The organism is Aeromonas sp. 600527 (genome assembly GCF_049175415.1).
Classification (GTDB): Bacteria; Pseudomonadota; Gammaproteobacteria; order Enterobacterales; family Aeromonadaceae; genus Aeromonas; species Aeromonas veronii_A.
The window spans coordinates 122,751-148,399 of record NZ_JAAKVA010000002.1; the positions used below are offsets into that span (position 1 = coordinate 122,751).

General features: G+C 58.8%; 19 protein-coding genes and 2 pseudogenes. 16 read left to right on the plus strand and 5 right to left on the minus strand.

Going from position 1 to position 25,649, the window contains the following annotated elements; all coding sequences use genetic code 11:
• Positions 1-371: 371 nt before the first annotated feature.
• A complete protein-coding gene (gene gdhA, locus G5154_RS04070) occupies positions 372-1,718 on the plus strand; it encodes an NADP-specific glutamate dehydrogenase (RefSeq protein WP_421250380.1) in 1,347 nt (448 codons plus the stop codon).
• 184 nt (positions 1,719-1,902) lie between these two features.
• A complete protein-coding gene (locus tag G5154_RS04075; protein ID WP_421250381.1) occupies positions 1,903-3,483 on the plus strand; it encodes an alpha/beta hydrolase in 1,581 nt (526 codons plus the stop codon).
• Positions 3,484-3,704: 221 nt separating this feature from the next.
• Here G5154_RS04075 and G5154_RS04080 read toward each other — a convergent pair whose 3' ends face one another.
• Both G5154_RS04080 and G5154_RS04085 read right to left on the minus strand, forming a co-directional pair.
• Positions 3,705-4,073, minus strand: a complete 369-nt coding sequence (locus tag G5154_RS04080) for a VOC family protein (protein ID WP_058058755.1) — start codon at positions 4,071-4,073, stop codon at positions 3,705-3,707.
• A gap of 163 nt (positions 4,074-4,236) precedes the next feature.
• Positions 4,237-4,599, minus strand: a pseudogene (locus G5154_RS04085) (hypothetical protein); the annotation flags it as partial.
• A 253-nt stretch (positions 4,600-4,852) separates the two neighbouring features.
• Here G5154_RS04085 and G5154_RS04090 point away from each other — a divergent pair.
• From G5154_RS04090 to gloA, 11 genes and pseudogenes are all read left to right on the plus strand, one after another.
• Positions 4,853-5,407: pseudogene (locus tag G5154_RS04090) on the plus strand (DUF3578 domain-containing protein); the annotation flags it as partial.
• Between the two features lie 279 nt (positions 5,408-5,686).
• A complete protein-coding gene (locus tag G5154_RS04095) occupies positions 5,687-6,757 on the plus strand; it encodes a hypothetical protein (protein ID WP_421250510.1) in 1,071 nt (356 codons plus the stop codon).
• A gap of 10 nt (positions 6,758-6,767) precedes the next feature.
• Positions 6,768-9,182: a DUF2357 domain-containing protein gene (locus G5154_RS04100; protein ID WP_421250382.1), complete on the plus strand. Its 2,415-nt coding sequence runs from the start codon at positions 6,768-6,770 to the stop codon at positions 9,180-9,182.
• Positions 9,183-9,384: 202 nt separating this feature from the next.
• Positions 9,385-9,966, plus strand: a complete 582-nt coding sequence (rsxA, locus tag G5154_RS04105) for an electron transport complex subunit RsxA (protein WP_005337600.1) — start codon at positions 9,385-9,387, stop codon at positions 9,964-9,966.
• 2 nt (positions 9,967-9,968) lie between these two features.
• The gene (gene rsxB, locus G5154_RS04110) at positions 9,969-10,547 is read left to right on the plus strand and encodes an electron transport complex subunit RsxB (protein WP_421250383.1); all 579 of its coding nucleotides are present in this window, start codon (positions 9,969-9,971) and stop codon (positions 10,545-10,547) included.
• A gap of 14 nt (positions 10,548-10,561) precedes the next feature.
• On the plus strand, positions 10,562-13,291 hold the full coding sequence (gene rsxC, locus G5154_RS04115) for an electron transport complex subunit RsxC (protein ID WP_421250384.1): 2,730 nt from the start codon (positions 10,562-10,564) through the stop codon (positions 13,289-13,291).
• A gap of 11 nt (positions 13,292-13,302) precedes the next feature.
• On the plus strand, positions 13,303-14,355 hold the full coding sequence (gene rsxD / locus G5154_RS04120; protein WP_421263887.1) for an electron transport complex subunit RsxD: 1,053 nt from the start codon (positions 13,303-13,305) through the stop codon (positions 14,353-14,355).
• A 43-nt stretch (positions 14,356-14,398) separates the two neighbouring features.
• A complete protein-coding gene (gene rsxG / locus G5154_RS04125; protein WP_005359614.1) occupies positions 14,399-15,031 on the plus strand; it encodes an electron transport complex subunit RsxG in 633 nt (210 codons plus the stop codon).
• Positions 15,032-15,046: 15 nt separating this feature from the next.
• A complete protein-coding gene (locus tag G5154_RS04130; RefSeq protein ID WP_005350792.1) occupies positions 15,047-15,808 on the plus strand; it encodes an electron transport complex subunit E in 762 nt (253 codons plus the stop codon).
• Positions 15,809-15,821: 13 nt separating this feature from the next.
• Positions 15,822-16,463 (plus strand): endonuclease III, encoded by a 642-nt coding sequence (gene nth, locus G5154_RS04135; RefSeq protein ID WP_247822510.1) that lies wholly within the window; start codon positions 15,822-15,824, stop codon positions 16,461-16,463.
• 171 nt (positions 16,464-16,634) lie between these two features.
• Complete coding sequence (gene gloA, locus G5154_RS04140; RefSeq protein WP_005337610.1) at positions 16,635-17,048, plus strand: lactoylglutathione lyase; 414 nt, start codon at positions 16,635-16,637, stop codon at positions 17,046-17,048.
• Positions 17,049-17,132: 84 nt separating this feature from the next.
• On the opposite strand, the gene G5154_RS04145 is transcribed toward gloA, so the two are convergent.
• Positions 17,133-18,008 (minus strand): flagellar protein MotY, encoded by an 876-nt coding sequence (locus tag G5154_RS04145; RefSeq protein ID WP_005337611.1) that lies wholly within the window; start codon positions 18,006-18,008, stop codon positions 17,133-17,135.
• Positions 18,009-18,076: 68 nt separating this feature from the next.
• Positions 18,077-20,050 (minus strand): methyl-accepting chemotaxis protein, encoded by a 1,974-nt coding sequence (locus tag G5154_RS04150; RefSeq protein WP_421250386.1) that lies wholly within the window; start codon positions 20,048-20,050, stop codon positions 18,077-18,079.
• Positions 20,051-20,341: 291 nt separating this feature from the next.
• Between G5154_RS04150 and G5154_RS04155 the strand changes: the two genes are divergently transcribed.
• On the plus strand, positions 20,342-21,259 hold the full coding sequence (locus G5154_RS04155; protein ID WP_421171955.1) for an autotransporter domain-containing protein: 918 nt from the start codon (positions 20,342-20,344) through the stop codon (positions 21,257-21,259).
• Between the two features lie 106 nt (positions 21,260-21,365).
• Here the strand turns inward: G5154_RS04155 and katG are convergent, their stop codons facing one another.
• Positions 21,366-23,552 (minus strand): catalase/peroxidase HPI, encoded by a 2,187-nt coding sequence (gene katG, locus G5154_RS04160; protein ID WP_421250387.1) that lies wholly within the window; start codon positions 23,550-23,552, stop codon positions 21,366-21,368.
• Positions 23,553-24,033: 481 nt separating this feature from the next.
• Here katG and G5154_RS04165 point away from each other — a divergent pair, with 481 nt between their 5' ends.
• Complete coding sequence (locus G5154_RS04165; protein ID WP_219278319.1) at positions 24,034-24,741, plus strand: phospholipase D family protein; 708 nt, start codon at positions 24,034-24,036, stop codon at positions 24,739-24,741.
• A gap of 23 nt (positions 24,742-24,764) precedes the next feature.
• A complete protein-coding gene (locus tag G5154_RS04170) occupies positions 24,765-25,607 on the plus strand; it encodes an NERD domain-containing protein (protein ID WP_421250388.1) in 843 nt (280 codons plus the stop codon).
• Positions 25,608-25,649 lie beyond the last annotated feature (42 nt).

The window sequence follows — 25,649 nt, forward strand, 5'->3', positions numbered from 1 at the left end:
GTCTTGTCACCCCCCACGTCACAAACCGCCATCGTTCCCACCATGTCAAGCCTGCCGGCGCAACAGCTCAGAGCCTGAAATTATTCATCTTCTATGCAATACGTACTTTCTGACACTGAATACACAAGATAATTTCTTGCTATTTATCTAAAAAATAAGCATAAAAAGATAATCGCCATCACGAATTATCTTGCCCTCACATCACACTTTTACATGGTTTTCGGCAAGTAACAGAACAATCTTTTCTGAACGCATCAAATAACGAATTTTGCCTGCATTTATCCCCTTTTTCTGTCTCTATATCCGGAGCTCGGGGCATGCACTTTTCTCTGGCAAGAGGCCATGTTTACCCTTCACTACAGGAGTTACAGATGAGTCATTCCCTCTCCCAAGCGGATTTTATGGCCCAGGTCACCAGCCGCAATCCGCACCAACCGGAGTTCATTCAGGCCGTGAGCGAGGTGATCGCATCCATCTGGCCCTATGTTGAGCGCCACCCGCGCTACCTGCGACACGGTCTGCTGGAGCGGCTGGTGGAGCCAGAGCGGCTGATCCAGTTTCGGGTAAGCTGGGTGGATGATCGAGGGCTGGTGCAGGTGAACCGGGGCTACCGGGTACAACATAGCTCCGCCATCGGTCCCTTCAAGGGGGGGATGCGCTTTCACCCATCGGTGAATACCTCGGTGCTCAAGTTCCTCGCCTTCGAGCAGACCTTCAAGAACGCCCTCACCACCTTGCCCATGGGCGGCGGCAAGGGGGGCAGCGATTTTGATCCCAAGGGCAAGAGCGAAGGAGAGGTGATGCGCTTTTGCCAGGCGCTGATGCTGGAGCTGCATCGCCACCTCGGTGCCAACACCGATGTACCGGCCGGCGACATCGGGGTGGGAGCACGCGAAGTGAGCTACATGACAGGCATGATGAAGAAGCTCACCAACAGCGCCGAGTGCGTTTTCACCGGCAAGGGGCTCTCCTTTGGCGGCAGCCTGATCCGTCCTGAAGCCACTGGCTACGGCCTGCTCTATTTCGTCGAGGCCATGCTGGCACAGCGCGGTCAGTCGCTGGATGGCATGCGGGTCTCGGTGTCAGGCTCGGGCAACGTGGCCCAGTACGCCATCGAGAAGGCGATGTCCCTCGGCGCCCGGGTCATCACCGCCTCCGACTCCGGCGGCACCGTCTACGATCCGGCGGGCTTCACTCCCGAAAAGCTGGCCCGATTGATGGAACTCAAGAACGAGCAGCGCAAGCGGGTGGCAGATTATGCCCACGAGATGGGGCTGGAATTCTTCAGCGGCCGCACCCCCTGGCATCTGGCGACCGACATCGCCCTGCCTTGCGCCACCCAGAATGAGCTGGATGCATCGGACGCCGCCGTCCTGATCGCAAACGGCGTGCAGTTGGTCGCCGAGGGGGCCAACATGCCTTCCAGCGCCACCGCCATCCGCCTTTTCCACGAAGCAAGGGTGCTGTTCGCCCCGGGCAAGGCCGCCAACGCCGGCGGGGTCGCCACCTCGGGCCTCGAGATGAGCCAGAACGCCCAGCGTCTCTGCTGGAACCGGGAGGAGGTAGACGCTCGTCTCAAGGGGATCATGACCAGCATCCACGCCACCTGCGTGCGCTATGGCCAGGATGAGCAAGGCCATGTGAACTACGAAAGCGGCGCCAACATTGCCGGTTTCGTCAAGGTGGCCGACGCCATGCTGGCGCAAGGGGTCTGCTGACGCCCTGGCCACCGTACCGACTGATCATCATATGAAAGAGGGCAGCCCCAAGGCTGCCCTCTGTTTCAAAGGGTAAACGGCTCGCTGCCTGTACTTATCATTTTGTTTCTATTAGGCTTTAAGCCAATTTTCAGCACTTTTTCTGTGCCTGACTCACCCCGCCCCTATCGCCAAGGATTGCACCATGCTGGCTCACACTCGCCGCCTTGTTCGCCGTGCTCTGCTGACCCTGTTGCTGCTGTTGCTGACCGCATGGGCGGTGATCGCCTACTTCGCCTGGCAGGCAGCGCCGCTGCAGCTGTGGCACACAGTGGTGCCCCCCGAACTCAGTGCCGATGAGCTCGATCGCAGCGACTGGCAAGCCTATCTGGCCCGCGAAGCAGAGCTGTTCGAGCTGGTGGCCACCGAGGTAGTCGCCAAGACACCGCCGGTGCAGCAACTGGCCAGCAATCGCTACTATCAGGACGCCCCCATCAATCCCGCCCGCTTTCAGCAGAACTGGAACCGCTCCTACCTGCTGCGCCCCGAGGGGGAAGTCAAAGGGGTAGCGGTGCTGCTGCACGGCCTGACCGACTCCCCCTACAGCCTGCGCCATCTGGCCAGACGCTATCAGCAGCAGGGCTTTATCGCGCTGGGGCTGAGGCTCCCCGGCCACGGCACTGTGCCCGCTGGCCTCGTGGATGTGGATTGGGAGACCTGGCTGGCCGCCACCCGACTGGCGGTGCGGGAGGCCAGATTGCTGGCGCCGGGCAAGCGGCCGCTGCATCTGGTGGGCTTTTCCAACGGCGGCGCGCTGGCGGTGAAATATGCGCTCGATGCACTGGCCGACCCGAGCGGCGCACTGGCAAAACCGGATCGGCTGGTACTGATCTCTCCGATGATCGGGGTGACCCGCTTTGCCCGCTTCGCCGGGCTCAAGGCCGTGCCTGCCATGCTGCCCGCCTTTGCCAACGCCGCCTGGCTCGACACCATGCCGGAGTTCAACCCGTTCAAGTACAACTCGTTTCCGGTCAACGGCGCGCGCCAGTCCTACCGCCTGACCCACGCCATCCAGCAGCAGGTGCGCCAGCTGGCCGCCAGTGGCGAGCTGGCGGCATTTCCCCCCGCCCTCACCTTCCAGTCGGTGATGGACTACACCGTCAGCACCCGCTCCATCATTGCCGATCTCTATCACTACCTGCCGGCCAACGGCAGCGAACTGGTGCTGTTTGATATCAACCGCAGCACCCTGTTTGGCCCGCTGATGAGCTCGGCCTCCGAGCTGGCGCTGCACCGCTTACTGCCAAACGCCCCTCAGCACTATCGCCTCACCGTGGTGGGCAATGTCGAGCCCGCCTCTCTCGCGACGCAGGCCAGAACGCTGGCCAGCGCAGACCAGCCTGAGCAGCTCCGCCCGCTGGGTATCGATTATCCCAAGGAGATCTACTCCCTCTCCCATGTGGCGCTCCCCTTCCCGATGGACGACCCCCTCTATGGCATGACGGCGCGCCCGGAGCAGCGGGAGCAATACGGCATCAATCTCGGCGGTCTGGCCCTGCGTGGTGAGCGCGGCGTGCTGATCGTCAACCCCGGCGCCCTCACCCGCACCTCCTCCAACCCCTTCTACCCCTATCTGCAGCAGCGGGTGATGGAGACCCTCACCGCCCCTCCCGTCGTCCGGCCTGCCGCCGTAATCCCTGCCAGCAGCGGTCAACCTGATGCGGCCTATCAGGCCGAGCTGGAACTGTTTTTACAGGAGAGCGACGAGAGCAGCGCGCCTTTCTAGGGCGTTTCTGCCACATCGGCCAAGCGGCCGACTTGCTTGGCGCGATAACGATACGAGAAAGGGGCCGTCAATTGACGGCCCCTTTCTGCTGGAGATGGTGATGGGACTGATGGCTTGGTGGACTCAGGGATAGATGCTCACTTCTATCAGATTCTGATCCGGGTCGAGGAAGTAGAGTGATTCTGACAGGTGTTGCACCGTCAGGCGCCGCGCCAACCCTGTCAGGGATAGATGCTCACTTCTATCAGGTTCTGGTCAGGGTCGAGGAAGTAGATGGATTCTATCGGCCCGCAGGCACCGCTTTTGGTCACCGGCCCCTCGACAATCTCCACCCCGTGGCAGGCAAGCTGGGTCATCACCTGCTCCAGCGGCCAGCGGGTGATAAGGCAGACATCTCCCGACCCCACCTGCGCCCGATTGCGCGGCTCCTGCCCCAGCAATTGCAGATTGATCTTCTGGTTGCCAAACCCTACCGCCCGGCGCCCCGCACCGAAGGTGATGGCCTCCATATTGAGCACCGAACTGTAAAACGCCACGGCCCGTTCGATATCACTGACCGTCAATACCAGATGGTCGATATGGCTGATCATGGTTACCTCCTGGTGGTGATCTGGCTGATGTGACCGACATATGCCCGCAAACATCCGACTGTTGCCGCTACAGCGGGCTACCCCATCATACCCGGCAAGGGGAAACCCATGTGTGCCGTGGCGCGCAAAGAGAGCGCAAATGTTCTGGTCAGATAAATTCGCGTTACTGCACCGCAGCGCACGCTTTGTCACGCTGGGCCAGCAGGGCTTCATCGTCACTGTCCATCGCAGCCAGAATCGCCTGATTGCAGGCACGCTCCGCCAGCTTGGCAGGACTCTGTTTGGCATCCCCGATTTCGGCGATAAGGGGCCGATAACTGATGGCCGCCGAGCAATAAATGGTGCGAAATTTGGGCAGTTGCCAGCTGCTGTCATCCTGCCGGGTCAAGTCATCGCACAGCTTGTGAAACAGGGCGGACGCCTTGACCGTGCACTGGCTAAAACGCCGAACATCCTGCTGGTAGGGACGACAAACGCTCGGCTGCTGGATCTGCCACAGCTGAAACGAGAAGGGTGAATCGCGCCCTCCTCAACATGAGCGTGCGAATACCTCTTGAATTCTCATTCAAAAATATCTGATGACAATAAAACCATCGCGCTAAGTAACCATCTCTGGATCAGTTATCCGTGTTCAAACTTACCGAAAAATCATACTTCTCTATTTCCCAAAGAGAGATGTAAATAGAAAATGAACCTATCAACATAAAATTTCATTGGTAACAACAACTTCTGGTGTTAACATTACAGCCTTTACAAAAAATCACTCTTTGGTGTTTTAAATGAGCGAGATTCAAAGTTTATTTAAACAAATACTGTCAAATTGGGTACGCGCAACCACGGAACAATTTACCAATCACCCAACAGCAGTAATTTTTAGAACCGAACTAAAAGAGTCCATCGAAAATATAGCCCATCGTTCTAACGAAGAACTTAAAATCAAGGCTAGCGTTGGAGCTGGCAATTGGGCGAATGTGCCTTGGATTTCCATCCTTGATACAAGAATCACCACCACAACACAGTCTGGAATATATCCTGTTTATTTATTCTGCGCCGATGGTTCTGGATTTTACCTCTCTTTAAATCAAGGAACGACAGCGCCCACCCGGGAATTAGGTACGGTAAATGCCCAAAGACAAGCCATTGAGTTAAAATTACAACTTCTGAACAATATCACTGAGCTCTCCACATGGGATAACGACGCTCTAAACCTACATGCAACAACAAATCTGGGGAGATCATATGAACCAACAAATATTTCAGCAAAATATTACCCGGCTGATGACATACCTTCAGATGAAGAGCTAATAAAAGATCTTGAGTGGCTGCTTAGTTTATATGATAAGTGCGTTAGTTTTTTATCTAACAAAGAACATCCTGTATTAGATATAAAGAGTATAGCTAAATTCAACCCCTCAAACCTTTACAAACCGTTTCTCCTCCTCGCTGGCATTTCTGGTACTGGTAAAACCCGTTTTATTCGTGAGCAGGTCAAGGACTATCCAGGCCAGAAAAATTACTGCCTGGTTCCTGTACGACCAGACTGGCACGAACCCTCCGATCTACTGGGCTATATCTCCAGGATCAGTGGTAAAAAGGAGTATGTATCAACGCCGGTGCTGCATTTTATTACCCAAGCCTGGGTCTATATTTACGAGCGTATTGGCGAAGTGAGAGCCGATGGCAAGATTGGTCTGAGCCAGGAACAACTGGACCATATTCCCCCCTTCTGGCTCTGCCTCGACGAGATGAACCTGGCGCCGGTTGAACAATATTTCGCCGACTATCTATCGGTACTGGAGACCCGCCACTGGTATACCTCACCCGAACTGACTGTATTTAACGACAAAGAAGGGGTGGACTACGGCTATGTCTACCGGTGCGATCCCCTGCTCAAAGCAGATACGCTTAGCCAGCAACTGGATGAGAGCGCGCGTACCGAACTGGCGGAAAAACTGGGACTGGACCTCGATGTTTCACTGCATCAGCAGATCTGGGCCAGCTTCTGCCAGCACGGTATCGCTATCCCCTTCAACCTGATGGTGGCCGGTACCGTCAATATGGACGAGACCACCCACGGCTTTTCCCGCAAGGTGATCGACAGGGCCCTCACCTTCGACTTTAACGAGTTCTTCCCCAACGATTTCGATGCCTACTTTGCACCGGCATTGCAGCCAAAACGGCTGGGTTATCCGACCTGGTCAGACGGACGCGCCATTACTGAAGTCTCGGCACTGGAGCAATACAGTAAAGAGAGCGTCACCTTCCTGAAGGCAGTCAACGGGGTGCTGCAACAGAGCCCGTTCGAACTGGCCTATCGCGCCCTGAACGAGCTGATGCTGGCCCTGCTGGCCCATCATCCCGCCAATACCGCAGAACTGGTCGCCATCTGGGATGACTTTATGATGTGCAAGGTATTGCCGCGCATTGAGGGGGATAGTGACAAGTTGCGCAGCCATCTGACGGCTGATGGCGACCTGCTGACAGACCTGGAAAAGGTGCTGGCAGAACAATTTGGTAGTCACTGGGATAACACACGCCCTGACCTGTTTAACTGCAAGGTGGCTGCCGCCGATGAAGATTCCGCCCCCGCAGAACCGCCGCACGTCCCCTGCCGCAGCAAGAAGAAACTGGCCTGGATGAAAGAGCGGCTGGCACGGCAGTGCTTTACCAGCTTCTGGCCGTAAGGGGGTTGTGATGGAGTGCCTGTTTACCCTGCAGAGCCGTGACTGGATTTTGCGGATCTATGCCAATGAGAAGACGGTCGGGGATCGTTATCGGCAGTTACAAGCTACCCGCGTCCATCATCAACAGGTGATCGGCAACGCGGGCCTGCCTGCGAGTGCTGGCAGATACGAACCGCCAGTTGTGCGCTTCTCGCAGCCCCTTTCCATCACTCTGGCTGAGGCTGATGGCTGCCCGCTGGAGCTGCCTGATGATCAGGCGCTCTCCGCTCTGGTACTGCCAACCCCCCTGTTGTTTGAGAACTGCTTTTACGAATTCGAATGGGAGTTTCTTCACGGCGTTAGCGAGGGAAGTGATGCGCCGCGGCTGGAGCATCATCTGCAGCGGATCTGCGAGTCGTTTCGCTTCAAAAGCAGGCATGGATCGCAGGAGCTGCTGGGGGGATTCAATACCGGCAACGAAGTAGGCACACTTGCACTCCCCTTCTCCTATCAACCGAAATCGGCTGCAGGAAAAGCTGCTCGCGTTCAGCTGACGCTCTGGTTCGAGGTCTATCCGGTCAAGCTGGATATCCGTCGGGATGTGCCGCTGATCCATCGGGTGCTGGATGAGCAGTACCCCTACTGGCGTTTTACCCTGAACAGCGCAACCAGTCAGCAAGGGGGGCGCAGCCAGCGCAAAGCCGAACCGTTCCCCCTGCTCTGGCTTGCCCATTTCGAAGCCCTGCACAAGGACCTTGAGCGGGGGATCCGCCAGATCATCAATGCGCCCCACAGCAGGCTGCAAAGCAAGACCGAATATCTGCTGGCCGCCAGAATGAAGCGCCCGCCACGCCCGAAGCAGGCCGAACAGATCCGCCAGGATCTGGATAACGGTATCGAACGCAGATACCGGGTGGAACGTAAACAACTGACCACGGATACCCCGGAAAACCGCTTTATCAAGTTTGTGCTGGAGCGCACCGGAAGGATGCTGCAACAGCTGACACAACAGGGCGATCGCACACTGCTGTCCAGGGCCTTTTTTGACCGTCTGAAGGCGTGGAGCAAACCGCTGGATCAGGCGCTGGCTCACCCCCTGATGCAGGAGATAGGTCCGGCGGCAGTGTTACAACGCGAGTCTCTGGTACTACAGCAAAAGAGCGGCTATAGCGCGGTTTACCGGGTCTGGCAGCAACTGCGCCTCTATCTAGATGCGTTGGGAAATGATGCCGTGGCCGGCGTGCGCAGCATGGATCAGCTCTACGAGCTCTGGTGCGTGCTCGAGGTGCGCCGGATTATCCTGACGCTGGGATTTACCGAAGTGAAAACACCTGCCTTTAACTTCACCCGCGATGGCTGGGATACCCGGCTGGCCGAGGGGATGAAGTACTGCTGGGAGTACCTTCGTACAGCAGACGGTGTAAGGCTCAAGCTGGCCCATGAACCGAGATTTCACAAGACCAACAAGCCGGTTCACTCCCTGCTGGTTCCCCAGAAGCCGGACATTCTGATCGAAGCCACCACTGGCAGTGGCGACACTTTTATCTGGCTGTTTGATGCCAAGTACCGGGTCGATAACGGCACTCAAGATGACCCGAGAGACAGGGTGCCCGATGATGCCATCAACCAGATGCACCGTTATCGGGATGCCCTGCTCTATCAGCAACAGGATGACCCGATACCAAGCCGCCCCACATTTGGCGCTTTTGCGCTCTATCCGGGCTTTATGAACCAGCAACCCGGAACGAAAAATCCCTATCAGGAGGAGATCGACCGGATTGGTATCGGTGCCTTTGCCCTGTTGCCAGCAGAGGATCACAGCGGCTCTTGCTGGCTGCAAACCTTCCTTGAGCAAAAGCTGGGTAAATCGGGGGAAGAGTTCCGCTATCCAGCCATCCGCTCGGGCCACTTCTATCTGGAAGAGCCCAGCCGGATTGCCACCCTGGGGATGCAGCAGGTCCGCCACCATGATCTCACCCTGATCATTCCGACCGCACCGGAAAACAGCCGCCCGGCGAGCTACTTCGATGCATTTCGTGATGGTTCTGCCCGCTGGTATCACACCCCTGCCGAAACCATTGCCACTCGTTACGATGATCAGCTGATGAACGAGATCAGCTATCTGGCCGTAGCGACCCTTGCGGCCGATGGCAAGACACGGGAGGTAACCCGTGTCTGGCCTGTGCTGACATGCCGGAAGCTGCGAAGGGAACAATTGACCGAAGAGCAGACAGGTACACCGCTGGCTGGGGGGAATGTGAATCCTTACTGGTTGCTGGAGCTGGGGCCCTCTATTTCATTGCTCCACCCTCTGACACAGCTGGATGCGGCAAGTTTCAGAGCGGCAATGAGACTGACCAGACTGGCAGAATTGCAAGGTGAATTGACCGGATTTTCGGCACTGCCGGATTATTACGGGGAGTTATTGCGCACACATCCAGCCTGAACACCTGACTGCTATCCCGGCTTTGCCAGCCAAGTGCTGGCAAAGCCGCCAAACAACCGTCCGCAATCTTGCCCAAAACCCCGGCTAAATTATCCAGTTGCATAATAACCATGCGGCCTTGCGGTTGTTTAACTGGCCCTAACGTCAGATAATACCGCCCGCCTTCAACCCCCGATAACCCGACTTTCAGTGACGGTAATTGATGACTGAGTACCTGCTTTTATTGATCGGCACCGTGCTGGTTAACAACTTCGTGCTGGTGAAATTCCTCGGCCTCTGCCCCTTTATGGGGGTCTCCGGCAAGCTGGAAACCGCCATCGGCATGGGGCTGGCGACCACCTTCGTGATGACCCTCGCCAGTGCCAGCTCCTATCTGGTGGAGCACTATATCCTGCTGCCGCTGGATATCGCATATCTGCGTACCCTCGCCTTTATTCTGGTGATCGCCGTGGTGGTACAGTTTACCGAGATGGTGGTGCGCAAGAGCAGCCCGACCCTCTATCGCCTGCTGGGGATCTTCCTGCCGCTCATCACCACCAACTGCGCGGTGCTCGGGGTGGCGCTGCTCAGCATCAATGAGCGACACGACTTTATCCAGAGCGTGATCTACGGCTTTGGCGCCGCGACCGGCTTCTCGCTGGTGTTGATCCTGTTTGCCGCCATGCGCGAGCGTCTGGTCGCCGCCGATGTACCCGCGCCGTTTCGCGGGGTGTCGATTGCCATGATCACCGCCGGTCTGATGTCGCTGGCCTTTATGGGCTTTACCGGCCTTATCAAGATATAACCATGATCCATATTCTCTTTGCCATTCTGGTGCTCACCCTGCTGGCGCTGGCGTTCGGGATTATCCTGGGCTTTGCCGCCGTCAAGTTTCATGTGGAAGCAGACCCCATCGTCGACCAGCTCGATGCCCTGCTGCCGCAAACCCAGTGTGGCCAGTGCGGCTATCCCGGCTGCAAACCCTACGCCGAGGCGCTCGCCAACGGCGATCAGATCAACAAGTGCATACCCGGTGGCGAGGCCACCATGCGCAAGATTGCCGATCTGATGGGGGTCGAGCCCCAGCCGCTGGGGGGCAGTGACGAGGCCGCCGTGCCGGTCAAGAAGGTCGCCTTTATCCACGAAGATCAGTGCATCGGCTGCACCAAGTGCATTCAGGCCTGCCCGGTGGATGCCATCGTCGGCGCCACCAAGGCGATGCATACCGTGATTGCCAACGAGTGCACCGGTTGCGATCTCTGTGTCGATCCCTGTCCGACCGACTGCATCGAGATGATCCCGGTGCCCACCACGGTCGATAACTGGAAGTGGGATCTCAATAACGTGCATGTTCCGGGCAAGATTCCGGTCAAGATAGTGGAATAAACAGCGGAGCAACCATGCATTCCTTACTCGAACGTATCAAAGCCGGCACGCTCTGGGACTTTCACGGTGGCATTCACCCCGCCGACAACAAGCTGCAATCAAGCCAGAGCCCGTTGGTAGACGCCGGTCTGCCGCCACGTCTCATCATTCCGCTGCGCCAGCACGCAGGCCCCGCCGGCGATCTGCTGGTGCAGGTGGGCGACAAGGTCAAAAAAGGGCAGCCGCTGACCCGTTATGCCAAGGGGCGGGTCGTCCCTGTCCATGCCTCCACCTCCGGCACCATCACCGAGATTGGCAACCACACGGTTGCCCACCCCTCCGGGCTCGGCGATCTCTGCGTCATTCTCACCCCGGATGGGGAAGATGAGTGGGGCGAGCGCAATGGCAAACCCGATTACTGGAATCTGGAGCGGGGCGAGCTGCTCGAACGCATCCAGCAGGCGGGAGTAGCGGGCCTTGGCGGCGCCGTGTTCCCGACCCACAGCAAGCTCGATGGCCGCGGCCAGCTCACCGAGATCCTGATCGTCAACGGGCTGGAGTGCGAACCCTATATCACCACCGACGATCGGTTGATGCAGCAGTACTCCGACGAGATCATGGATGGCATCCGGGTGCTCAAGCACCTGCTCAAACCGAAACTCACCCTGATCGGGGTGGAAGACAACAAGCCCGAGGCGATCGAGCAGCTGACCCGCCACGCCACCGATGAAGATGTGCTGGTCAAGACGGTGCCGACCAAGTACCCCTCGGGCGGTGCCAAGCAGACCATCGAGCTGCTGACCGGCCGTCAGGTGCCCAAGGGGGGCCGCGCGGTCGATATCGGCATCATGGTGCTCAACGTCGCCACCGTGTTTGCCATCAAGCGCGCCATCATCGACGGCGAACCGCTGATCGAGCGGATCGTCACCCTCACCGGGGACAGCTTCAAGAAGCCCGGCAACGCCTGGGTGCGCCTGGGTACGCCGGTGCGCTGGCTGTTGCAGCGTTTCGAGCTGCAACCGGAAGCGGAGCAGCGGGTGATCATGGGTGGCCCCATGATGGGCTTTACCCTGCCCCACGCCATGGTGCCTGTGGTCAAGGCCACCAACTGCCTGCTGGCGCCGACGCAGGCCGAACTGCCCGCCCCCGGCCCGGAGCAGCCTTGCATCCGTTGCAGCGCCTGCGCCGATGCCTGCCCGGCCACTCTGCTGCCGCAAGAGCTCTACTGGTACAGTCGGGCCAAGGAGTATGACAAGGCCGAGAAGCTCAACCTGATGGACTGCATCGAGTGCGGCGCCTGCGCCTGGGTCTGCCCGAGCGAGATCCCGCTGGTGCAGTACTACAAGATCGCCAAAGACGACATTCGCGAAGCCCGTGCCGAGGCCGAAAAAGCCGAACGAGCCAAGCAGCGTTTCGAGGCCAAGCAGGCCCGTTTCGAGCGGGAGAAAGCGGCCCGCGAAGCGCGCCATGCCGAAGCCGCCGCCCAGCGCCGTCAGACCATGACGGCCGCAGGCGGGGAAGATCCGGTGGCAGCGGCACTGGCCCGCATCAAGGCCAAGCAGGATGCCCCCATCACTGCCATTGCCGCCACCGCCGAGGGCTTGCCCGACAACAGCGCCGTGATTGCCGCCCGCGAAGCCCGCAAACGGGAAGCAGAGGCGCGCCGCGCCGCCAAGCTGGCCGAGAGCGCAAACAGCGAAACAGCCGCTGCGCCGCAATCCGCCGAGGCGGTTGACCCCGCCAGCGATCCCAAGAAAGCAGCCATCGCTGCCGCACTGGCGCGCGCCAAGGCCAAGAAAGCCGCTCAGGCAGGCGAGAGCGCCGAGCCTGTGACTGCCGAAGCCGTTGCTGCCCCTGCGGTAGATGCTGATCAGCAAAAGGCAGAGGTTGATCCGAAAAAGGCGGCGATTGCCGCCGCCATCGCCCGGGCCAAGGCCAAAAAGGCCGAAGCGAGTGGCGAACCGGTAAGCGCAGCCAACAGCGCGGTAGCAGACGCAGGCTCGCAAGGCGATACGCCATCTGCTGCCAGCGAAGCAGTTGATCCCAAGAAAGCGGCTATCGCTGCTGCCATCGCCCGGGCCAAAGCCAAAAAGGCGGCCCAGCAGGGTGACAGCGCTGAGGGCGATCTGACTGCAAACGCAGGCACCAACGAAACTGCTGCAACCCAAAGCGATGCACCATCTGCGGCCAGCGAAGCGGTTGATCCCAAGAAAGCGGCTATCGCCGCTGCCATTGCCCGCGCCAAGGCCAAAAAGCTGGCCCAGCAGGGCGAAAGTGCCGGTGCTGAAGGTGCGCAGAGTGAGCCAGCTGCCAGCGCGGAGACCCGCGACGTGGCGGTAGCCAAGAGCGAAGTAACCACCAGCCAAAGCGATACGGCTGCAAGCGAAGCGGTCGATCCCAAGAAAGCCGCTATCGCCGCAGCCATCGCCCGGGCCAAGGCCAAAAAGCTGGCCCAGCAGAGCGCAAATACCAGTGCTGAGGTAGAAAGTGCCGCTACTCAGGTAGATAGAGCTGGAACTGAGGGTGAGCGCGCATCGGCTGAGCCGATGCAAAGCGATGCAGCTAGCAGTGAGCAACCACTTGCCGTCACTGCCGCGCCTGAAGCGAGCGCCCCTGCGGCTGATGCCCCGGTTGATCCGAAAAAAGCGGCCATTGCAGCCGCGGTGGCCCGCGCCAAGGCGAAGAAGCTGGCAGCCGAGGCAGCCAGAGCCGCAGAGAGTGCTGCTGAAGATGTCCCGTCAGCCGACCGAACAACCACAAGGTAATCGACAGACTCATGTTCAATATTGCGACTGCGCCGTTTGCCCATAACCGCAAACAGACCCGAACCCTGATGCTGCTGGTGATCCTGGCCTGCGTGCCGGGCTTGCTGGCCCAGACCTGGTTCTTCGGCTGGGGCTCCTTTATCCAGATCCTGCTGGCGCTGATCACTGCGCTGCTGTGCGAGGCGCTGGTGCTCAAGCTCCGTGGCCGCGCCATCAAGCCTGCCCTGATGGATGGCAGTGCGGCGCTCACCGCCGTGCTGATCGGCCTCTCCCTGCCGCCGCTGCTGCCGTGGTGGATGCTGGTGGTGGGCACGGCCTTTGCCATCATCATCGCCAAACACCTTTACGGCGGACTGGGTCAGAACCTGTTCAACCCGGCCATGGTCGCCTATGTGCTGCTGCTGGTCTCCTTCCCGGTGCAGATGACCAGCTGGCTGCCGCCGGAGAGCGTGCGTGCCTACAGCCTCGGTTTTGGCGATGCGGCGTCGGTGATCTTCACCGGCTTTAGCCTCGACGGCTACAGCATGGCCCAGCTCAAGCAGGGGGTGGATGGTCTCACCATGGCGACTCCGCTCGATACCCTGAAAACCGGCCTGACTCAGGGACTCACCACCGGCGAGATCCTGAACGGCCCGCTGTTTGAGGGTTGGGGCGGCATCGGCTGGAGCTGGGTCAACCTCGGCTATCTGCTGGGCGGCCTGTTCCTGCTGCAGCTGAAGGTGATCAACTGGCGCATTCCCACCGCGATTCTCGGTGCCCTGCTGGCAGCCTCCACCATCGGCTATCTGGTGAGCCCGGATGCGACCGCCACGCCCATGTTCCATCTATTCAGCGGCGCGACTATGCTGGGAGCCTTCTTTATCGCCACCGATCCGGTCAGCGCCTGCACCACGCCGCGCGGCCGACTGGTCTATGGCGTGCTGATTGGGGGGCTGGTCTACATCATCCGCCGCTTTGGCGGCTATCCGGATGCCTTCGCCTTTGCCGTGCTGCTAGCCAACCTTTGTGTGCCATTTATTGATAGCCTGACTCGCCCGAAAGTGTATGGAGCCCGTCGCCAATGATGTTTCTGCCCTTTTCCCCCATCACAGCTGACGGAGCCCGGACATGTTAAAGAGCATGCGCAAGAACGGCCTTATTCTGGCGATGTTCGCGCTCGGCTGTACCGCGCTGGTGGTACTGACCAACGAGTTGACCAAGGATAAAATCGCCCACCAGCAACAGCTGGAGAAACAGCAGACTCTCTCGGTATTGCTGCCGGAGGGGAGCTATGACAACGATCTGGTGGCCAGCTGCAAGCAGGTGACCAGCAGGAAGTATCTCGGCAGCGATCAGCCGCAGGCCCTCTATACCGCCAGCAAGAATGGCGTGGTGACCGGCTATGCATTGGAGGCGATCGCGCCGGATGGTTACAGCGGGGCGATCCGCATCGTGGCGGGTTTTGATGCCAAGGGCACCATCACTGCCGTGCGCGTGCTCGCTCACAACGAGACCCCGGGCCTCGGTGACAAGATCGAGCTGAAGAAATCGGACTGGATCAACAGCTTTGCCGGAAAATTCCTGACCCATGACAACGAACCCCAGTGGGCGGTGAAGAAGGATGGCGGCGAGTTCGATGCCTTTACCGGCGCCACCATCACCCCGCGAGCCGTGGTCAAGGCGGTGAAGAACCTGCTTAAACTGCAGCAGGAGCAACCCGAACTGCTCAGCAACGCCCCGGCTTGTCCGGCGGCGAACTAACGGAGTCGAGCCATCATGAACCAGATGGAACAGATTGAAACGGGCGCAACCCCGATTGCCGAGCTGGAAAGCCGCAAAGGCGAGCTCAAGGAGCTGATGAGTCAGGGGCTGTGGAAGAACAACCCCTCGCTGGTGCAGGTGCTGGGGCTCTGCCCGACCCTCGCCGTCTCCTCCACCTTTACCAATGCGCTGGGGCTAGGCCTTGCCACCATGGCGGTGCTGGTCTGCTCCAACCTCGCCGTCTCGCTGGTGCGCAACTGGGTGCCGAAGGATATTCGCATCCCGGTCTATGTGATGATCATCGCCTCGCTGGTGACCAGTGTGCAGCTGCTGATGAACGCCTACACCTATGGCCTCTATCAGGCGCTCGGCATCTTTATCGCCCTCATCGTCACCAACTGCGTCATCATCGGCCGCGCCGAGGCCTATGCCTCCAAGAACCCGCCGCTGCTGGCGGCCCTCGACGGCCTGATGATGGGCCTTGGCTTTACTCTGGTGCTGCTGGTACTGGGCGGCATGCGCGAGATCATCGGCATGGGCACCCTGTTTGATGGTGCCGAGCTGTTGCTGGGCGAGTGGGCCAAATCCCTGCGCATCGAGCTGTTCCACGCCGATGCCAGCCTGCTGCTGGCGATTTTGCCGCCGGGCGGCTTTATCGGGCTGGGGCTGCTGATCGCCGCCAAGAACGCCATCAATGACTGGCGTGATCGCAAACAGGCCGCTACCGTAGCCCACTGCAACGTTGCCCCGGCCCGCGTCCGGGCGACCGAGCTATGATCGGACGCAAGGCATGAACAACCAGAAACGCAGAGAGATCCTCGAGCGGCTGCGGGCAAACAACCCCCACCCCACCACAGAGCTCAACTTCAACTCGCCGTTCGAGCTGTTGATCGCCGTGCTGCTCTCGGCGCAGGCGACCGATGTCAGCGTCAACAAGGCGACCGACAAGCTCTATCCGGTGGCCAACACCCCGCAGGCAATGCTGGAGCTCGGGGTGGATGGGCTCAAGGAGTACATCAAGACCATTGGCCTGTTCAACACCAAGGCCGAGAACGTCATCAAGACCTGCGCCATCTTGCTGGAGCGCCACGGCGGCGAGGTGCCGGAGAATCGCGAAGCGCTGGAAGCCCTGCCGGGTGTCGGCCGCAAGACCGCTAACGTGGTACTCAACACCGCCTTTGGCTGGCCCACCATCGCCGTCGATACCCATATCTTCCGGGTATCGAACCGCACCGGCTTTGCGGTAGGCAAGAACGTGGATCAGGTGGAGGAGAAGCTGCTCAAGGTAGTGCCCGCCGAGTTCAAGCTGGATGTCCACCACTGGCTCATCCTGCACGGGCGTTACACCTGTCTGGCTCGCAAGCCCCGTTGTGGTTCTTGTATCATCGAGGACTTGTGCGAATACAAAGAGAAGGTCTATCCAGAGAGCTGAATGACTGGGCGCCACAACCGTCCTACCTGTCTCGCTCGCAAACATCCGCTGCAGTGGTTCCTGTATCATCGAGGACCTCTGCGAATACAAAGAGAAGGTCTATCCAGAAAGCTGATAGCCTCGCAACCGAGATTGAAAGCAGTACACATCACCAACCCGGAGAACTGAGCAATGAGAATTCTGCATACCATGCTGCGTGTCGGCGATCTGCAACGCTCCATCGACTTCTACACCCGCGTCCTCGGCATGAAGCTGCTGCGCAAGAGCGAGAACAGCGAGTACAAGTACACCCTGGCCTTCGTCGGCTACGGTGACGAGAAGGATGAAGCGGTGATCGAGCTGACCTACAACTGGGGGGTGAGCGAGTACGAACTGGGCTCCGCCTACGGCCACATCGCGCTGGAAGCGGACGACATCTATGCCACCTGCGAAGCACTGCGCGCCGCCGGTGCCAAGATCACTCGTGAGCCGGGCCCGGTCAAGGGCGGCACCACCGTCATCGCCTTCGTCGAAGATCCGGACGGTTACAAGATTGAACTGATTGCCAAGAAAGATGCCGGTACTGGCCTCGGTGACAGCTTCTAAGCTGCCCTAATCCCGCTGCCGAATGGCAGGATCAAAAAAGAGCGCATCTGCGCTCTTTTTTATGCCTCTTTGCCGGGGACAGCACTAGATCTCGCCATTGCGCCCCATGCTGATCACCACCCGCCGGTTCTTGGCACGCCCCTGTTCGGTTTCGTTGGAGGCGACGTGCTGCTTCTCGCCATGCCCCTCCACCGAGATCTTGCCGGGATCGATCCCCAGATCGACAAACACCTTCTTGATGGCATCGGCCCGCTTCTCGGAGAGTTTCAGGTTCGGCCAACGGCCGCCATAGCTGTCGCTGTAGGCGTCAATTACCACCACATCGATGCTCTTGTCCGCCTTGATAAACTCGCTGATCATCGCCAGCCGCCGCTTGGAGGGGATGGAGAGCTGATCGCTGTTTTTGTCGTAGGTGAGCACGCTAAAGGCGATATCGTTAAAGCTGTAGGGCAAGAGCCCACTCAGACAATCTATAAAGGCCTGATATTTAACCCGAAAGTTAACCGACGAGAGGGACACTCGCACCGCGCGGTTCTGGCGATACCAGTCCCGATACTGGAAAGTGGGCATCCGCCCCCCCTCCAGCTCGTCGAGCATGGTCCAGGCCGTCTGCCCCTCCACCAGCCCATCGAACTGCTGATAGAAACGCAGTTGACTCACTTCTCGCCCGGCTATTCCCGGGCGCCATACCGGCGGCATGATGCCAAGGCTCACCGTCTGGGTCTGGGCCTGTGGCCGCTTGCCCTTGAGCTCGAAGTCGAGGTTGATCTTGCGCCCGGCACGGCTGACAAACGCCCCCGTTCCCCAGTTGGGAATAGGATGCTCGAGGCGACACTCAATCTGGGTATCGGAGGTCAAACGCCAGACGGATTGATCCAGACCGGCACCAAATTCGGTAACCCCAGCCTGTAACTGCATACTCACGGATATGCTGACCAACCCCAACACCCAAGCGTTCAATTGCTTGCCCTCCACACGATCTCACAAGGGGTATCGGCCAGGGAGGGACAAGCTTTAGCTCAAATGGATCAGTGGGGAGAGGCTCTCTCCAGCAACTTGAAGCTGGCAATGCGTCCAGCCAACTCCCGAGCCAACTGATCCAGTTCGACACTATTCTGCTGCAGGGTGACCGAGTGCTGGCGATGGGCCTCGTACACTTCGCGGATGGTCATTACGTTGTGCTGGATATCGTCCGTTACGTAGCGCTGCTGCTCGGTTGCGGTAGCTACCTGCGCAGTCATGTCACTCACCTTGCGCACCTCATTGACGATGTCGGTCAGCTCGTGACCCGCCCGCTGCGCTTCACTGACACTGAGACCCGCCTGCTCGCTGCCCGACTGCATGGCCACCACCGCCTGACGGGCCCCCGCCCGCAAACGGGAGAGCATCTGTTCGATATCATCTGCCACCTGCTGGGTACGGGCAGCCAGTGAACGTACCTCATCGGCGACCACGGCAAAGCCGCGCCCAGACTCACCGGCACGGGCGGCCTCAATGGCAGCATTGAGGGCCAACAGATTGGTACGATCAGAGATCTGCTTGATGAGGTTGAGTGCCTCGACGGCGGACTCGGTATCCTGATGCAGGTTGTTGACCAACAGCCGGGTCTCGTCGAGGGTGCCGGCCACCTGCTCGATGGCGGCGATAGTCTGATCCACCTCCTTGTCCCCCTGCCGGGCACGTCCAATGGCCTGCTGGGTCGCCAGCGAGGTCTGGGTCGCATTGCGAGCAATTTCGGCCACCGTCGAAGCCATTTCAGTTGCGGCGGTGGCAACCAGTTCAACCTGACCAACGCCACGCACCACACCTTCATTCACTTCGGCAATCACCTCGCTGGAGTTGCTGGCACTACGGGTCAATATCTCACAGGAGCGGCGCACCTCCAGCAACAAGCCTTCCAGATGCTGCAGGAAGCGATTGAGATCCCGCGCCAATGCCCCCAGCTCGTCACCCGATTTCCAGTTGACCCTCACCGTCAGATCATTGTCATTGACGAGCCGTGAAAAGGTGCGATGCAGAGCGACGAAGCCCAGATGCACATCCCGCAGCACCTTCCAACTGATAAGAGAGGTCAACAAAAGACAGCACAGAACCACCATTGAGCCCCACCAGAAGTTGCGCTGACTCTCGCTCTCCATCTGCTCAACCCGTTCGAACAGCTGCTGATAGAGCTGATCCTCACCCTGTTTGAGCAGGTCGATCTTCTCGGTGCTCACGGCAAACCATCGCTCCGGATCGACATCAAAGCCCCCCTCGGTCATCTTGTCCAGAGCTAGCTGCTCATATTTCGCGACCTCTGCAATGACAGGGCTCTTCTCTATTTGCTCAAGCAGTCGTTGCTGCGCCGGACTTGCCGCAGCGCGAAAACGTTCCAGATAACTCTGCTGGGCAGAGAGCAGGGACATAAATTGCTGCAAGGTAGCCGGGGTGAAACTCCCTTTGGCAAAAACATTGCTGAGGGTCGCCCGCTCCATCCCCATACGCTCCTTGTTTTGCAAAAATGCGGCGTAGGCATTGGTCTGCAAGGCAATAGCGGCATCCTGGCTACGCAGGCTAATCTCATCCACCACCTTGAGCAGAGAAGCAATCAACTGGCTATAAAAAGCGACCTGATGGGGAGCCTCTATGGCCAGTTTGTCCACCTGATCGCGGATCCCCGTCAACTCGCTCAAACCCAGATCCGCCTGCTCGTGGACGCTCCCCCTCTCCAACCCCTGAAAGCGACTAATGGCTTCATCAACCTGTTGCCGTTGACGTGGCAAGGCATCGGCAAATTTACGCCCTTCAGAGCCAATAAACCCAGCCGACATGCCACGCTCCTTTTGCAGCTCGTGCACCAGCTGGGCGCTGCGTTCGACCACTGTCAGCTGCTGTAGAGCTTGCGCCATCTCATGGGTCACCCGATATCTGTCGTATGCGTAGTGGCTGGCGAAAAACAGCAGCGCCAATAACGGCAGGCAAATTGCCAGCAACATCTTGCCGGCCAATCCGAGTCTGTTCATCCCGCACTCCTGTCATTTTTATCAACGCGTTGAGTATATCCAGCCTGCTCGCTTATGCCGCTGACGACATCTGCCATTGGCCAGAACCATGAGCTGCATCAACCATTTTCTGCAGATGGCCACGCCACCACCCATAGCCCAACCCAATGGTCAGGTCGAGACAGCCAGAGAGAAACTCGCTACAGTAGATTGGGGCGACAGGAGGTCGCTTGTTTAGGGTATCCAGCCATGAAACACCCGCTCTGCCTGCTGTACCGTCTGGGTTGCGCCCTCTTCGCGGCGATCCTGCCCATGGCGTCACTCGCGGCCAGTAACAACCTTGATGATCAGGAGGAGGACTGGGCGCAAAAACGGGCCAATGCGGTGATCTCGCTGATGACTTTCAGCGTGGTACCGGACATCACGGCCAGCAACCTGGATATCGGCAGCAGTACTGGCCAATCTTCGGCGCTCAACATGGGACAACTGGGAGGCGGCGCAACCCTGAGCGAAGCCGTGCCCATCTATCTGGAGGGGGCGCTGGGCTACAGCCGCTACGACCCCCAGTTTGTGATAAGCAATGGTACCGAGAGTCGCACCATACCGACCAAGTGGAATAGCCTGACCGCTTCGGGCGGGATCGGCTGGGATGTCACCCTTCACAAAGATCCGCGTGGCGGCCACTGGGTGCTGCGCCCCATAGCCAACGTCTCGCTCGGTACCATGGCCAGCGACCTGCGGATCGGCAACTGGCTGCTTGATCGTACCAAGGGCTACTCGCTGGACTTTCTCGATGGGGGTCAGCTCAATATGTACGGGCTGGGTGGCTCGCTGATGCTCGATTACGAACTCTTTTCACCGGCCCAGGACATAGATGCCGAACTGCGCTACTCCTATCAGCACCTGCAGAGCTTTGGCGGCACCTCGACCAGCGTCCGTGGTCACGCCGAGGCGGAGAACCTCGGCCTCTATCTGCGCCGCCGCGCCCCGCTGTTCCACTGGACCCTGCTCGACAGGCCGGTGCGCTATGTACTGGAGGGGGCCCATACCGCATATCTGGGGGAGCAACGGGGGTTGCTTGGCTTTGACTCCCTCAACTCCATCGGCGCCGGTCTGGAGCTGGACAGCAGCAAGTACGACATCATTGTCACCCGTACCCGGCTGGTTGCCCGCTACATGTTCAGCCACAACACCTGCGGTTATTCCATCGGGCTGGCCATGAGCTTCTAACCCGGGCTGCCAGAGGAGCATCCACCGAGTTGCACCATGCAGCTATCACCGCCACCATAAAAAACGCCAGCCTTGCGGCTGGCGTTCTCATGCAGGTTGAAGCGACTTATTTCAGATCGAAACGGTCGTTGTTCATCACCTTGACCCAGGCCTTGACGAAGTCGCGGACGAACTTCTCCTTGCCATCTTGCTGGGCATAGACCTCGGCGTAGGCGCGCAGCACCGAGTTGGAGCCAAACACCAGATCAACCCGGGTAGCGGTCCACTTCACCGCACCGCTCTGGCGATCCACGATCTGGTAGCTGTTGCGGCCAGTCGGCTGCCAGCTATAAGCCATGTCGGTCAGGTTGACGAAGAAGTCGTTGCTGAGCACCCCGACCCGGTCGGTAAAGACGCCGTGGGCCGAGCCGCCGTGGTTGGTGCCAAGCACCCGCAACCCGCCGACCAGCACCGTCATCTCGCGGGCGGTGAGCCCCAGCAGCTGGGCACGGTCGAGCAGCATCTCCTCCGGCTGCACCTTGTAGTGCCCCTTCTGCCAGTTGCGGAAACCATCGTGAACCGGCTCGAGGAAGGCGAACGACTCGGCATCGGTCTGCTCGGCGCTGGCATCGCCGCGACCCGGCGCAAAGGGGACGACGATATCAACGCCGGCCAGCTTGGCCGCCTGCTCCACCGCTGCGCTACCGCCCAGCACAATCAGGTCGGCGATGCTGACCGGCTTGCTCAGGGTGGCCTGCAGGGCGATCAGGGCGTTGAGCACCTTCTCGAGGCGAGCCGGTTCGTTGCCTTCCCACGCTTTCATTGGCGCGAGGCGAATGCGGGCACCGTTGGCACCGCCGCGATAATCGGAGCCGCGGAAGGTACGAGCACTGTCCCACGCGGTTGCAATCAGATCTGACGGCGCCACGCCGCAGCCCAGCAGTTTGGCCTTGAGCTCGCTCACCTCCTTATCGGAGAGCTGGTAATCCACCGCCGGAACCGGATCCTGCCACACCATGACTTCGCCCGGCACTTCTGGCCCCAGATAGCGGCTGCGCGGCCCCATGTCGCGGTGGGTCAGCTTGAACCAGGCGCGGGCAAAGGCGTCGGAGAAGAGCGCTTGATCCGCGGCGAAGCGCTCGGAGATCTCCCGGTATACGGGGTCAAAGCGCAGCGCCATGTCCGCATCGGTCATGATGGGGTTGCAGCGGATAGAGGGGTCTTCCACGTCCACCGGGCGATCTTCCTCCTTGATGGCGACGGGCTCCCACTGCCAGGCACCGGCCGGGCTCTTCTTGAGCCACCAGTCGTGGCCCAGCAGCATCTTGAAGTAGCCGTTGTCCCAGCGGGTCGGGTTGCTGGTCCAGGCCCCTTCAAGACCGCTGGTCACAGTGTCACGGCCGATGCCGCGGCTCTCGTGGTTGATCCAGCCCAGCCCCTGCTCGTGCACATCAGCCCCTTCGGGGGCTGGCCCCAGTTTGGCTGCGCTGCCATTGCCGTGAGCCTTGCCAACGGTGTGACCACCGGCGGTGAGCGCCACTGTCTCTTCGTCATTCATCCCCATGCGGGCAAAGGTGACGCGCATGTCGTGGGCGGTTTTCAGGGGATCCGGGTTGCCATCCACCCCTTCCGGGTTGACGTAAATCAGCCCCATCATCACCGCTGCCAGCGGGTTCTCCAGATCCCGTTCGCCACTGTAACGGCTCCCTTCGCTACCGCTCGGCGCCAGCCACTCCTTCTCGGAGCCCCAGTAGACATCTTTTTCCGGATGCCAGATGTCCTCGCGGCCACCGGCAAAGCCGAAGGTCTTGAGCCCCATGGATTCATAGGCAACGTTGCCCGCCAGGATCATCAGGTCAGCCCAGGAGATCTTGTTGCCGTACTTCTGTTTGATCGGCCACAGCAGACGGCGGGCCTTGTCGAGGTTGCCGTTGTCTGGCCAGCTGTTGAGGGGAGCGAAGCGCTGGTTGCCGGTGTTGGCGCCGCCGCGGCCGTCGGTTGCGCGATAGCTGCCGGCGGAGTGCCAGGCCATGCGGATCATCAGGCCGCCGTAGTGGCCCCAGTCGGCCGGCCACCAGGGCTGGCTATCGGTCATCAGGGCATGCAGATCGGCCTTGAGGGCATCGTAATCGAGGCTGTTGAAGGCGTCGGCATAATCGAAAGTCTCATCCATCGGATTGGTCTTGCGGTCATGCTGATGCAGGATGTCGAGGTTGAGGGCATTGGGCCACCAGACTTGATGCTCCTGGCTGGCAGAGGTATTGGCACCGTGGGCAAAGGGGCACTGACCGGCCCCGCTAGCGTGTTTGTCCATCTTCAGATCCTCATTGTGCTCATAATGACGGCGAAACCCTTCGCTTCGCAGTTGAGACTAGCCTACCCCCCACCACCCACTTAAAAAACCGAATAAAAAAGTTCAATTCAATCTGGTTTTACGATTGAACTATCTCGTGTCTGGAGAAAAAGGGAGCTATAGAGCATAGCTCGAGAGCAAAAACCAACCTGATGTGTTTCTTAACCATCATGTCGCCCTTTACATGAAGCACGAAAGACAGGCAAACCATCTGACAGGCTTGGGGAAATGGTCACAGATATGACACGACGAAATTGACAAAAACGGAGTAATTCGGAACTCTCTTACCCCGTGGTCACCCCCACATTCAATAAGCAGTGGACGCCACTTAATCAACGAACGTTCGGCGGGAAAGGCTCTCACCCAGCATGCCTTCACAGACATTCAACAAGCCACCCGACCTTTACGTCATCACGATGCAACAGGGATAGAGATTTTTGCCATGGCCAAGTTTTTGAATACCAGTGCAACCAACTACTTTCTTGAAGAACTTATCAAGGATGCCAAAGAGCGGCTGATCCTGATAAGCCCTTTCCTCAAACTCAACGACAGGATCAAAGAGCTGCTGACCGACAAGAATCGGCTCAAGATCGATGTACGAATTGTCTATGGCAAGAGTGAGCTACAACCGGAAGAGATCAGCTGGCTCAAGGAGCTCACCTATATCCGCACCAGCTTTTGTAAAAACCTCCACGCCAAGTGCTATCTCAATGAGGAGATGTGCATTATCACCAGCTTGAATCTCTACGAATTCAGTCAGGTCAATAACAACGAAATGGGGGTATTGATCCAGCGCTCGGAGGATCACGATCTTTACCGTGATGCCTACGACGAGGCCCAACGGATTATCCGGGTTAGCGACGAAATCCGCATATCCCTGGAGCGGGTGGTTAATGAAGCTGACCCCCAACAACCTTCCGCCAGCGAAGGTGAATCTGTCACTGAAAAACTAACCTCATCCAAACTGGCGCAAAAGTGGGGGATCAAAACCAATGAGTTGTTGGAAAAAATGGTGACTCACGGCTTGCTTGAACTGCGCGACAGCAAGCATTACCTGACAGCCAAGGGTAAAGATGAAGGCGGTGAATTTAGAATGAGCCCCAAATTTGGCCCCTATTTCCTCTGGCCAGAGACGATGAACCCCTTCTAATCCATTGACTGGATAAATGTGAAATGGACTTCACACCTGTGATTGCGGTTCTGCTGGGCCAGCTCTGGTATCTGCTGCCCCTTCTGCTGATTGCCGCCCTGATCAAAACGCCCTGGTTCAAGGGGATGATCGGGGAGGCATTTATCAATCTCGGTATCCGGCTGTTTCTCGACCAGCGGGAGTACCATCTGCTCAAGAACGTGACCCTGCCGACCCTTGAGGGGAGCACCCAGATCGACCATGTGCTCGTTTCGCGCTTCGGACTGTTTGTCATCGAGACCAAAAACATCAAGGGGTGGATATTTGGCAATCCGGCCCACAAGAGCTGGACACAGCAGCTCTTTCGCCGCAGGCACAGCTTTCAAAATCCATTGCGCCAAAACTATCTACACCTGATGACGCTCAAATCCCTGCTGGGGCTAGCGGATCATCAGCTCCACTCGATCATCTACTTTATTGGCGACTGCACCTTTAAAACCCCGATGCCGGATAACGTGATGAATCGCGGACTTATTCGCTATATCAAGGGCAAGAGCACGCCAGTGTTGACCCCTGCCGAGGTCACCCGGGTGATCGAAACCATCCAGCGGGAACGACTGGCCGCCAATTGGCAGACCCATAAGCAGCATGTGGCGCAGCTAAAGGCGCGTCACAACCAACCTGCTATTCCCTCTTCTCCAAGCAATCACGTCAGCATGCTAAAAGAGGATCTCCCCATCCTTCATGACACGAGTCACGCCCAGCAGTGCTGCACAAAATGTGGTTGTGCCATGGTGCTGCGCACAGCACACCGTGGCAGCAACAAGGGGGAACAGTTCTGGGGATGCAGCGCTTACCCGAAATGCCGGCAGATCATCACGCGGTAAGCTGATGATCGCTAAACATCGGAAACAACAAGGGCGGCCAAT

Bases quoted from the DNA above. Each gene is read 5' to 3' on its own strand.
- G5154_RS04100 (WP_421250382.1), top strand. From the start codon at position 6,768: ATGGAGTGCCTGTTTACCCTGCAGAGCCGTGACTGGATTTTGCGGATC.
- G5154_RS04150 (WP_421250386.1), bottom strand. From the start codon at position 20,050: ATGAACAGACTCGGATTGGCCGGCAAGATGTTGCTGGCAATTTGCCTG.
- G5154_RS04155 (WP_421171955.1), top strand. From the start codon at position 20,342: ATGGCGTCACTCGCGGCCAGTAACAACCTTGATGATCAGGAGGAGGAC.
- gloA (WP_005337610.1), top strand. From the start codon at position 16,635: ATGAGAATTCTGCATACCATGCTGCGTGTCGGCGATCTGCAACGCTCC.
- G5154_RS04075 (WP_421250381.1), top strand. From the start codon at position 1,903: ATGCTGGCTCACACTCGCCGCCTTGTTCGCCGTGCTCTGCTGACCCTG.
- G5154_RS04080 (WP_058058755.1), bottom strand. From the start codon at position 4,073: ATGATCAGCCATATCGACCATCTGGTATTGACGGTCAGTGATATCGAA.
- gdhA (WP_421250380.1), top strand. From the start codon at position 372: ATGAGTCATTCCCTCTCCCAAGCGGATTTTATGGCCCAGGTCACCAGC.
- G5154_RS04165 (WP_219278319.1), top strand. From the start codon at position 24,034: ATGGCCAAGTTTTTGAATACCAGTGCAACCAACTACTTTCTTGAAGAA.
- katG (WP_421250387.1), bottom strand. From the start codon at position 23,552: ATGGACAAACACGCTAGCGGGGCCGGTCAGTGCCCCTTTGCCCACGGT.
- rsxD (WP_421263887.1), top strand. From the start codon at position 13,303: ATGTTCAATATTGCGACTGCGCCGTTTGCCCATAACCGCAAACAGACC.
- rsxA (WP_005337600.1), top strand. From the start codon at position 9,385: ATGACTGAGTACCTGCTTTTATTGATCGGCACCGTGCTGGTTAACAAC.
- G5154_RS04170 (WP_421250388.1), top strand. From the start codon at position 24,765: ATGGACTTCACACCTGTGATTGCGGTTCTGCTGGGCCAGCTCTGGTAT.
- rsxG (WP_005359614.1), top strand. From the start codon at position 14,399: ATGTTAAAGAGCATGCGCAAGAACGGCCTTATTCTGGCGATGTTCGCG.
- nth (WP_247822510.1), top strand. From the start codon at position 15,822: ATGAACAACCAGAAACGCAGAGAGATCCTCGAGCGGCTGCGGGCAAAC.
- rsxB (WP_421250383.1), top strand. From the start codon at position 9,969: ATGATCCATATTCTCTTTGCCATTCTGGTGCTCACCCTGCTGGCGCTG.
- G5154_RS04130 (WP_005350792.1), top strand. From the start codon at position 15,047: ATGAACCAGATGGAACAGATTGAAACGGGCGCAACCCCGATTGCCGAG.
- rsxC (WP_421250384.1), top strand. From the start codon at position 10,562: ATGCATTCCTTACTCGAACGTATCAAAGCCGGCACGCTCTGGGACTTT.